9 protein-coding genes and 2 pseudogenes are annotated in these 10088 nt (G+C 57.5%); 8 read left to right on the forward strand and 3 right to left on the reverse strand.

Annotated elements, in window-relative coordinates; all coding sequences use genetic code 11:
- The first annotated feature begins 269 nt into the window (after positions 1-269).
- Positions 270-1004, forward strand: a complete 735-nt coding sequence (locus tag V6S97_RS28650) for a nucleotidyltransferase domain-containing protein (protein ID WP_334428388.1) — start codon at positions 270-272, stop codon at positions 1002-1004.
- Here V6S97_RS28650 and V6S97_RS29315 read toward each other — a convergent pair.
- Positions 956-1740: pseudogene (locus V6S97_RS29315) on the reverse strand (ABC transporter ATP-binding protein); the annotation flags it as partial. The gene V6S97_RS28650 and the pseudogene V6S97_RS29315 overlap by 49 nt on opposite strands.
- A gap of 387 nt (positions 1741-2127) precedes the next feature.
- On the opposite strand from V6S97_RS29315, the gene V6S97_RS28665 reads away from it, so the two are divergent.
- Positions 2128-2700 (forward strand): LuxR C-terminal-related transcriptional regulator, encoded by a 573-nt coding sequence (locus V6S97_RS28665; protein WP_334428380.1) that lies wholly within the window; start codon positions 2128-2130, stop codon positions 2698-2700.
- Positions 2701-2746: 46 nt separating this feature from the next.
- Here V6S97_RS28665 and V6S97_RS28670 read toward each other — a convergent pair.
- Positions 2747-2984: pseudogene (locus tag V6S97_RS28670) on the reverse strand (hypothetical protein); the annotation flags it as partial.
- Positions 2985-3393: 409 nt separating this feature from the next.
- Here V6S97_RS28670 and V6S97_RS28675 point away from each other — a divergent pair.
- Genes V6S97_RS28675 through V6S97_RS28700 form a run of 6 tightly spaced genes read left to right on the forward strand, consistent with a single transcriptional unit; the run spans position 3394 to position 9797 of the window.
- Positions 3394-4386: a sugar phosphate isomerase/epimerase family protein gene (locus V6S97_RS28675; protein WP_334428381.1), complete on the forward strand. Its 993-nt coding sequence runs from the start codon at positions 3394-3396 to the stop codon at positions 4384-4386.
- Positions 4387-4425: 39 nt separating this feature from the next.
- Positions 4426-5490, forward strand: coding sequence for a sugar ABC transporter substrate-binding protein (locus V6S97_RS28680; RefSeq protein ID WP_334428383.1), 1065 nt, complete (start codon positions 4426-4428; stop codon positions 5488-5490).
- Between the two features lie 54 nt (positions 5491-5544).
- Positions 5545-7083, forward strand: coding sequence for a sugar ABC transporter ATP-binding protein (locus tag V6S97_RS28685; RefSeq protein WP_334428384.1), 1539 nt, complete (start codon positions 5545-5547; stop codon positions 7081-7083).
- Complete coding sequence (locus V6S97_RS28690; RefSeq protein WP_334428385.1) at positions 7076-8050, forward strand: ABC transporter permease; 975 nt, start codon at positions 7076-7078, stop codon at positions 8048-8050. The genes V6S97_RS28685 and V6S97_RS28690 overlap by 8 nt, the downstream gene beginning before the upstream one ends.
- Entirely contained in the window at positions 8047-8919 is an 873-nt protein-coding gene (locus V6S97_RS28695) for a MurR/RpiR family transcriptional regulator (protein ID WP_334428386.1), read from the forward strand. The genes V6S97_RS28690 and V6S97_RS28695 overlap by 4 nt, the downstream gene beginning before the upstream one ends.
- Positions 8916-9797 (forward strand): PfkB family carbohydrate kinase, encoded by an 882-nt coding sequence (locus V6S97_RS28700; RefSeq protein WP_334428387.1) that lies wholly within the window; start codon positions 8916-8918, stop codon positions 9795-9797. Before V6S97_RS28695 ends, V6S97_RS28700 begins: the two co-directional genes overlap by 4 nt.
- 135 nt (positions 9798-9932) lie before the next feature.
- On the opposite strand, the gene V6S97_RS29320 is transcribed toward V6S97_RS28700, so the two are convergent.
- Positions 9933-10088, reverse strand: a 156-nt coding sequence (locus V6S97_RS29320) for a biotin/lipoyl-containing protein (protein WP_442886143.1), incomplete at its 5' end; no start/stop codon positions are given.

Genomic DNA, 10088 nt, shown 5'->3' on the forward strand with positions numbered 1-10088 from the left:
CCCTGAGTTCTTTGAGCTTGGCAGCCAAAGACATGTTCGAATTACTCCCTTGAATCACTGAAGGCGCGTGCACTCGCATGCCGCGCCGTTCGGTTAATCTGTACAAAAATATAGCACAGAGCTTGACGATGGCAAGCGTTCGATTTATCTGTACAAAACTAGACGGGCGAATCTTACGATCAGATCCCTTTCGGGCGCAGGAGGAATGCATGTTTCACGATCATCGGCTTGTCATGCGGGATGGAATGCTCATCGGTGCTCTTGAGCGGATGTGCGCCACTCTCGAAATTGCGCCGAGCCAGGCGGACCTTGCGAAGGAGCGCTACGAAGGGGTCGGCGGATGGTTGGCTAATGCAGAGGACCCTTTGCTCAAGGCAATGGGAATTTTCCTCCAGGGATCGACCGCAATCGGAACGACCGTCAAGCCGATCGGCAGCAATGAACATGACGTCGATCTGGTAGCCCATGCGCCATATCTTGGGCATTGGGTCGAGCCTGCCGCATTGAAGAAGGCGATCGGTGATCGGTTGAAGGCCAACGGCCATTACAAACCGCTTCTAGTGGAGATGGCGCGCTGCTGGCAGCTTGTCTACGCCAACGAATTCCATATGGACATTACCCCGTCGATTCCAAACAGGAACTGCACCATGGGTGGCGAACTTGTGCCCGACCGTGCACTCAAGGTCTGGAAGCCGTCAAACCCGAAAGGCTACAAGGCATTGTTCCTTGAGCGTGTGAAATTGGTGCCGCGTTTCCGGGTGACGAAAAGCTTCCATACTCAGGATCGTGCCCGTGCCGACATCGAACCCTTTCCGGAGCAGGTTCATTTCAAGGGCCTGTTGCAGAGGGTCGTCCAGATCCTGAAGCGCCACAGGGATGTCTTCATCGCGGTCAACGAGATCGATATATCCCTGTCGCCGATTTCGGTTCTGGTGACGACCTTGGCGTCGCAGAGTTCCTCCGCCGTCATGGTGTCGACGACCCGGCCGTGCTCCATGACGTAGTGTCGGTCAGCTACGCTTTGGGCGAAGCGCAGGTTCTGCTCCACGAGCAGAACCGTGAAACCTCTCGCCTTTATCTCTCGGACGGTCCGCGCGATCTGCTGCACGATTACAGGCGCAAGGCCCTCCGTGGGTTCATCAAGCAGGAGGTATCTCGCCCCGGTTCGCAGGATGCGGGCGATCGCCAGCATCTGCTGCTCACCACCGGACAAACGTGTGCCCGGGCTCGTAGCTCTTTCCTTGAGATTCGGGAAAAGCTCGTGGATCTCATCAATTGACAATCCGCCCGGTCTGATCGCGGGCGGAAGAAGAAGGTTCTCCGATACGCTCAGGGTGGCGAATATCCCCCGTTCTTCGGGGCAGATCGCAATGCCGGCCTTGGCGACGTGGTCGCTTCTGGCGCCGATCAGCTCTCTCCCTGCTGGAGCGCGAGGCGGACGTTCTCAAGTGCGCTAAGGTGGGGAAACACAGCGGAGATCTGGAATGACCGGACCAGGCCCTGTCTCGCAACGTCGGCGGGCTTTGTCCCCGTGATATCGCGCCCTTCGTAGACGATCCTCCCTTTAGTCACCGACAGGAAGCGGGTAAGCAGGTTGAAGCATGTGGTCTTGCCTGCCCCATTGGGGCCGATCAAAGCGTGGATGCTGCCGGCGCGGACCTTCAGGTTCACGTCGCTCACCGCATTGAATCCGCCGAAGCTCTTCGACAAGCCATGGGTTTCTAGTATGTACTCCGTCATGGATCTCCTCCCAATTTTTGTTGGCAGCCGACATCCTCCGTACACACTGGGCATTCAGGATCGGGCTGCCGCTCGAGTGAGGAAGGCCGCCACGATTGGTCCAGTGTCTGGATGTTACGGAGGGCTAAGGCAGTCTGGCGTGCAGATGGCCTGGTGCAGGCATCGTCGCCGCCACGTGGTGAACCGTCGCCTGTGCGGCAGACGGCTTCTCCGCCGATTGTAGGGGCAGGACACTGGCGCAGCGAGCCGTAGATCCACAGTAGTCATTGTTGTCCTCCTCAGGATGACATTATTCGTTTGAAGCTGAGGGGGTTCCTATCGGTAAAAACCCGTATACTTATACGTATGGAATACGTAGCTGAAGATCGCCGGAGGAGGGTGAAGGGAATGAGCTCAGATGGAGTCGAGCTTTCTGGAGAAGCATTGGTGTCTCTCGGATTCATGGAAGCGCCGATCGGCCTGATGGTTCTTTCCGACAGAAGGATACTCAAAGTGAACTCATGCATTGAGCATCTGTTCGGCTGGTCAAAGTCCGATCTGGAGGGACAGTCCATCAGGGTACTGTATCCGTCGAACTTCGACTTCGAAAAGACCGGGGCTCGATGGCACCGCTGGTTGGAAAGCCAGCCGCGTTACGAGGACGAGCGCTTCATGAAAAGGCGGGACGGCCGGATCATCTGGATGCGGGCGAAGGGGCTGACATTGACGCCCGAGGATCCGTTCAAGTTGATCGTGTGGACGTTTGAGCCCATCGAGGATCGCCGATCGAGCGATGCCCTGCTGACATACAAGGAGCGCGAGGTGACCCATCGGATTGTAAATGGTTTGACGAGTAAGCAAATCGCTAACGAGTTGGGCATCTCTCATCGTACAGTCGAGGTTCACAGGGCTTCGATCATGCGCAAGCTTGGGGTTCAGAACGCGGCCGAACTTGTCGCCAAAATCATTGTCGAACGTTAAAACGGAAGTATCACCAAGTTCTCACACCCTCTGTGTTGGCACAAGGATATCCAGCGCCATTCGCACTGCGTAGAAGCATCTGCAACAGCATGTTCCGCGCGCCTTGGTTAATATGCATCAGACGCTTCCACGGGCCTTCGGTCAGGAAGCGCATGGAACGTCAGACGTCGCGCCAGCACCGCATTCCAGCGACAGAAGTTGCTACGACGCCGTGGCGTAAACACGGCAACGTAGGCGATATCATGCGTGCGAACGCGGGTTGCCATAAGCGACTGATGTGCGTCGCATGGTCTCGTGCATGCCAAAACCAGCGCGCATGGTCTTCCTTTGAGGCCGAGAGGGTAGCTCGATTTGGTGCTGATCTATAGATCCACGACGGCGACACCGCGCACCCTGTATGTTTTGGAAAGACCGTTTCTTGGGGGCGCCCCGAGTTAGAATGATCACCCAGTACCGGAGTGGTAAATTCACGGGTGAACGACACAACGTGAAGTTCTCCATGAGGGGCAGAGTCCCAATGGTCCGATGTTATTTTTTTGCATTAAATATCTGTAATATCTCATTTTATTCACCTAATAGTGTGTCCTGAGGAACCAGAGGCTGTCTCATCCTATTTTGAAAAACCTTTTCTACTTTACAAATAAAAATCATTGCGTAAAGTTTTGGTACTTGAAAACAATCGAGGTCAGTAAATTGCCCACTTCACGCTTCGCGACCCGTCTCAACTCCTTTGCTTCCAGACCACACGCGGAGTGGCCTGATCTGAAGGGCAAGCCATCGGTTCTCCAGATGGCTACGCGCGCTGCCAAGGTTGACGGACTGACGGACCTCGACCTCAACTACCCGGACCACGTGGGTCAGAAGCCAGCGGAGCTTGCTCAAATTCTCAGGGACCTGGGTCTAGCGATTAACGGTTTCGCCATGCGCTATTACACTAACCCGGCGTTCAAGATTGGCGCCTTCACCAATCCCGACGAGAAGGTACGCCGGGAAGCGATCGACCTGACGAAGGCCGGCATTGACGCGGCTCGCGAGGCCGGCACCAATCTGATGACCATCTGGCTTGGGCAGGACGGCTTCGACTACGCCTTCCAGGCAGATTACGATCGCATGTGGCAACACGAAATCGATGGCATCCGTGAAATCTGCGACCACGACCCCGACTGCCTCATCAGTATCGAGTACAAGCCGAATGAGCCACGTTCCTACAGCCTGATGCCCGATTGCGCGACGACGCTGCTGGCCATCAAGGAGGCTGGTTGCCCCAATCTCGGCGTAACGCTCGATTTCGCCCACGTTCTCTATGCCGACGAACAGCCTGCCTTTGCCGCCGCCATGATCGCGCGTCATAGCCGCGTCCTCGGTGTGCATCTGAACGATGGATATGCGAAGCGCGACGACGGCCTCATGGTTGGCGCGGTTCACTCTGTCCAGACGATCGAACTGCTCCGCCAGATTCGTCGCGATGGCTACGATGGCGCCATCTATTTCGATACTTTCCCTGACATGACCGGCCTTGATCCGGTCCGCGAATGCGAGGTCAATATTGCGACGGTGAAGCGGATGCTGAACGTCGTCGATCGCCTCGAGCAGGACAACCGCCTTGCAGGCGCGATTGACCGACAGGACGCCGTTTCCGCCCAAGCAATTCTTCAGGAAGTCATGCTTGGCGCTTCGGCGCAGTAACCCTGCCACCTAACCAACGACCCATTTCGGGAGGAACCGATGAACAAACTTTTGACGTTAGCTATCGCCGCTGGTCTTGCTGCGACCCTCTGGGCAAGTGCAAGCTTCGCCCAGGAACTTGCTCCGCTCAACTCCGATACCGAGAAGGATCGTGTGGACTGGTCGCAGCTCGAGTCCAAGTTCGGAGCTCTGCCAAAGCCCGCTGAAGGCACGAAGGTAGGCGGCGTTTCCAAGACGCTGACGAACGAATACTGGCGTTCGCTGGGCGAGGGTTACCAGAAGTTTGCTGATAAGGTCGGAGCGAAGGTCGCCTATCAGGCAGCGCAGAGCGAAGGTGACCAGCTTGGCCAGTTGACCATTGCCGAGGGCATGGTCACCCAAGGCTACAACGTTCTTCTCGTTTCCCCGCAGACAGACGCAAACCTGCAGCCCGTCATGGAGCAGGCGAAGGAAGCCAACATTCCGGTCGTCAACGTCAACGACGCTGTCATCCCTCAGGCTGAGCACTACGTTGGCAACGTCCAGCGCGACAACGGCGTCCGCGTCGCCAAGTGGTTCATCCAGAACCGTCCCGAAGGCGGCAAAGTTGCCGTCATCGAAGGCCAGGCTGGCGTCTACGCGGCCGTTCAACGCACAGATGGCTTCAAGTCGACGATCGGAAAGAACAGCAAGTTCCAAGTCGTTGCAAGCGTTCCCGGTAACTGGGACCGCCAGCAGTCTTACGACGCCGCAACGAACATCCTCCAACAGCACCCAGACCTCGTCGGCTTCTATTGCAACAATGACGGTATGGCCCTCGGTGTTGTCGAAGCCGTAAAATCTGCCAATCTGCTCGGCAAGGTCGCCGTCTTCGGCACCGACGGCATCTCCGACGCCTATAAGTCTATCCAGGCTGGCGAGCTGACGGGCACCGTTGACAGCTTCCCGGTTTTGACGGGTGAGGTCGCCATGGAAACCGCGCTTCGTCTGGTCGCAGGCCAGAAGTTGCCGCGTGTCGTCGCGACGCCACAGGCTCTGATCACGAAGGACAACTTCGCCAACTACCAGGGTGACGAAGCCAAGGTGCGTGAAGTCCTCCTGAAGGACGCGGCAAGCGCGCAGTAACCGAAACACGAGCCGGGCGATCACGTCCGGCTCGCTCTCATCGAGTGTACTGAGATGGCATCGACAGCAAGATTGAAATTCGAAGGCATCACGAAGGAGTTCACGAGCGTTAAGGCGCTCTCGAACGTTTCTTTCGACGTTATGCCGGGCGAAATACACGCATTGCTCGGCGAAAATGGCGCCGGTAAATCCACGCTATTGCGCATCCTGTCCGGTGTGTTTCGTCCGACGCAAGGCGAAGTCTACGTGGACGGGGCGGAAATCCAGTTCAAGAGGCCAGAAAACGCACGCGCTGCCGGGATCGCGATGATTCATCAGGAATTGCAGCAGGTGCCCAACCTTACGGTTGCCCAGAACATGTATCTTGGGCATCCAATCAAAATGGCGGGCGGCCTTCTGGTAGACAGGCGGGAACAGGAGCGGCGGGCCGCCGAGGCTCTTGCGATGATTGACCCCTCCATAAATCCGTCGCAGCCCATCAAGAGCCTGAAGGTCGCTCAGCGCCAGATCGTCGAAATTGCGCGCGCGCTGCTGGACAACGCCAAGATCATCGCGATGGACGAGCCTACATCCAGTCTAACGCCGTCCGAATTCGATAGCCTTGCGGTTGTCATCGAAAAGCTCGCGGCATCGGGTGTTGCGATTATCTACGTCTCGCACAAGATGGATGAGGTCTTCCGGATCTGCCATCGTGGCACTGTAATGCGGGATGGTGCCGTGGTGGGCGTTGTCGATCTCAAGACAATTCCCGAAAAGGAGGTCATCGCGATGATGGTCGGGCGCGAACTGATGCATGAGGAACACAATTCTCATGCCGCAAGCGATGTCCGCCTCGAAGTCCGAGACCTTTCTTCGGCGACCACACACGTCAAGAACATCTCATTTGATGTGCGCAGGGGCGAAGTCCTCGGCATCGCCGGCCTCGTCGGCTCCGGCCGTACGGAGTTGCTTCGACTGCTGGCGGGCGTCGACCCGATCGCGTCTGGCAGCGTAAAGTTCGACGGCAAGGTGTTGAAGCTCAGTACGCCGCGTTCGGCCATTCGAGCTGGGATCGGTCTGCTACCGGAAGAGCGCAAGCGCGAAGGGATCATTCCCATTCGCCCCGTTTCAACGAATATGGCATTGCCGTCGCTCGGCAAATTCTCCAGCGGCGGTCTTGTGAAGCAGGGTGAGGTCAACAAGACCGCGAACGACCTTTTGAAACGCGTCAATCTGCGTCCTTTCCAGATCGATCGCCCTATCAAACTTTTCTCGGGCGGTAACCAACAGAAGGCGATCATCGCCCGCTGGCTGGCCGCTGGTTCCGAACTCCTTCTGTTCGATGAGCCCACCCGGGGGATCGATGTTGGCGCGAAGTCCGAAATCTATCACCTGATTGAGCAACTCGCGTCCGAGGGACGGTCGATCATCGTCGTATCCTCGGAACTTCCAGAAGTGATGCGCCTATCCGACCGCGTTGTCGTGATGCGCAACGGAAAGATCGCGGCACAACTCGAGCGTGGCCAGCTCTCCGAGCAGAGCATCGTGGCGCATGCCGTCGGCGAAGCCAGCGCAAACACTCATTCCTCCGAGCAGGAGCATTCGCATGTCTGATATCACCACCGGCGCACTCGCGCGCTCATCGAAGCTTTTCTCGTCGTTTTCTGTGCGTGATGCGGGAACGCTGATCGGCCTTATTCTCATCATGGCGGTGTTTGCCATTCTGGTCCCCGGCTTCGTCTCGGAACGAAATCTGATCAACATCCTGCAGCAGTCGAGCATCAACGCCTGCCTGGCCTCGGGGATGACGCTGGTCATCATTTCCGGGGGTATCGATCTGTCGGTAGGCCCCACTGCCGCGATCGCAGCAGTCATCAGTGCATCGCTCATGGTGGCTGGCTTTCCGATCTCGCTCGCGATCGCCGCAGGTCTCGCAATCGGCGTCGTGTGCGGCCTGGTGAACGGTATTCTCGTTGCATATGTTGGCCTCCAGCCGTTCATCGTGACTCTTGGAACGCTTAGCACGTATCGCGCCATCGCACTCATCTATACGGGCGGCAACCCTGTACTCGGAATTCCGCAGGGTTTTCGCAGTATCTTCAATGGCACCCTTGCGGGTATTCCGAACTCAGTCGTCATTGTGACAGTTGTGGCCATCCTCGCCTGGGTTCTGCTGAAGAAAACACCGATCGGCGAATATCTTTTGGCCGTAGGTGGAAACGAAGAAGCCTCCTACGTGGCCGGCGTTCCGATCGCGCTGACCAAGGTCACTGCCTATGTCATCTCCGGCACGCTTGCTGCACTCGCCTCAATGATCCTGATCGGTCGCCTCGGTGCAGCCGAACCCATCCTTGGCAACCTCTGGGAGCTCGATGCGATTGCGGCAGCCGCGATCGGTGGTGCGTCGCTGATGGGCGGCAAGGGCAGCATCATCGGCACTATTCTCGGGGCGATCATTCTCGGCGCCATGCGTAACGGTTTGACGTTGATGAATGTTCAGGCTTTCTATCAATTGCTTGCGACTGGCCTTATTATTCTCGTCGCGATGATGATTGATCGCTTGACGAGGGGACGTGGATGAACCTGGAAACTGATCTGAAGGCCGTCGGGCCCCGGATACGCATGATGATGCCGCTTCTGACACCGTTGGAAGCGCGGGTCGTTGAGACCGTCTTTGCATTGCGGACCTTCGACGATGACACGTCGCTGAAGGAAATCGCGACGGAAGCTGGCGTGTCGGAAGCGATGGTCGTCAAGATCACCAAGAAGCTCGGATTTGCCGGATACCGTGAGTTTCGTAACGCGGTATCCCAATACAATCGACTGCCTACCGCCGAAATGCATCAGGAACTGTCGATTGAAGACACCTCGAAAGAGATCATCCAGAAGGTCTTCCGCACGTCGATCCATGCACTGGAAGAGACGCTCTCCATCATGAATGTGGAAGCGTTCGACCGTGCGGCGGATCTGATCCATGGCGCGCGCAACCGGGACTTCTACGGCGTAGGAGGATCCGCCCAGATCGCGCGGGACTCCGCGCACAAGTTTCTCAGAATCGGCGTGCGGTCGCAGGTTTTCGACGACTCCCACATGATGCTGATGTCGGCATCGCTATTAGGCGATGGCGACATTGCGATCGGCTTCTCTCATTCTGGTAACACGGTCGCGGTCATCGAGGCGATCCAGCTTGCGCGGAAAAACGGCGCGAGGACGATCGCGATCACCAATTACAATGCGTCGCCTTTGGCCCAGCATTCGGACGTTGTGCTCTGCTCGACTGCGCAGGGCTCTCCGTTGATGGGCGAAAACGCTGCGGCGCGCATTGCCCAGCTCAACATTCTGGACGCTGTGTTCGTCGCGGTCGCCCAGCGCGACTATCGCGCCGCTGAAAAGAACCTTTCGAAGACGATGGCTGCGGTCGCGTCCAAACGGAAAGACAAGTTTCTATGACATCGAATTCCCCATCCGTCATCGTATTCGGCAGCCTCCACTACGACATCATCGTGAAGGGTCCGCATCGACCGCGCAAAGGCGAGACCGTCGCGGGTTCGGCGTGGTACCCGAAATGCGGCGGAAAGGGCGGTAATCAAGCCGTGTCTGCCGCAAAGCATGGTGCTCCCACGGTGATGATCGGCGCCGTTGCGGACGACGAGTTCGGTCGGGGATTGGCCAACAACTTGGATGATCACAAGGTCGATCGCCGTTTCGTACGAACCATTGCCGGCGCAGCGTCTGGAATGAGCGTCGCCATTTTCGATTCGGAAGGCGACTACGGCGCAGTGTTCGTTTCCGGAACTAATCTTCAGTTAGGTGTCGAGGACGTCGAAGCTGCTTCGGAGGTGTTTAAGGCCGGGGCGGTGCTAGTGCTCCAAAACGAGGTTCCGGACGAAGCAAACGTAGCGGCGGCTGCCGCAATGAAGCGGGCTGGCGGTACGGTTGTGCTGAATGCAGCGCCCGCTCGGGCGCCATCCGACGAATTAACCGCTCTCGTGGACGTGGTGGTCGTAAACGCGGTAGAAGCGGAGGCCCTTGCGGCGGTCCCAAGTGTCGAATCCCTCGATACGGCTCTCGCCGCCGCTCGAATACTTTCCAAACAGTACCCCGTTGCGGTCGTGACGGCCGGAGGAGAGGGCGTTGCATTCGTCGCTCGCGGCGGCGACGAAGGAGTAATTCCAGCGATTAAGGTGGACGTTATCAGTACCCATGGAGCCGGCGATGAGTTCATAGGCGTACTCGCGGCACAAATCGCGGCCGGTTCAGCGATGCCGGTTGCCTTGGCTAAGGCGAACGAATCTGCCGCCATTCTCGTTAGCAAGCCCCAGTATTGATGGTCGTGACACGGGGTTGTCTGGCTTGGTGAGCCAGTCTCTTAAGCCTGACGCTTGTTGAAGGGAAGAATATTGCTGACTGGTGCATAACCACCTTCGACCTCGGAGGCTTCGATAAGCTCCCGAGGTCGACGCTCACGCGAAATGGAGCAGCAAATCCCTGCCATCGATCTGGTCGCCAGGGCGCACCAGAACTTCCGCGATCTTGCCGTCCCGTTCGGCGTGAAGCGCGGTTTCCATCTTCATGGCTTCGATGGAGAGCAGCACGTCACCGGCCTTGACCTCCTGACC

Source organism: Agrobacterium sp. CCNWLW155 (assembly GCF_036888815.1).
Lineage (GTDB): Bacteria > Pseudomonadota > Alphaproteobacteria > Rhizobiales > Rhizobiaceae > Agrobacterium > Agrobacterium radiobacter.

Coding starts and splice junctions, on each gene's coding strand:
- V6S97_RS28650 (WP_334428388.1), top strand. CDS start 270: ATGTGCGCCACTCTCGAAATTGCGCCGAGCCAGGCGGACCTTGCGAAG.
- V6S97_RS28665 (WP_334428380.1), top strand. CDS start 2,128: ATGAGCTCAGATGGAGTCGAGCTTTCTGGAGAAGCATTGGTGTCTCTC.
- V6S97_RS28680 (WP_334428383.1), top strand. CDS start 4,426: ATGAACAAACTTTTGACGTTAGCTATCGCCGCTGGTCTTGCTGCGACC.
- V6S97_RS28685 (WP_334428384.1), top strand. CDS start 5,545: ATGGCATCGACAGCAAGATTGAAATTCGAAGGCATCACGAAGGAGTTC.
- V6S97_RS28690 (WP_334428385.1), top strand. CDS start 7,076: ATGTCTGATATCACCACCGGCGCACTCGCGCGCTCATCGAAGCTTTTC.
- V6S97_RS28695 (WP_334428386.1), top strand. CDS start 8,047: ATGAACCTGGAAACTGATCTGAAGGCCGTCGGGCCCCGGATACGCATG.
- V6S97_RS28700 (WP_334428387.1), top strand. CDS start 8,916: ATGACATCGAATTCCCCATCCGTCATCGTATTCGGCAGCCTCCACTAC.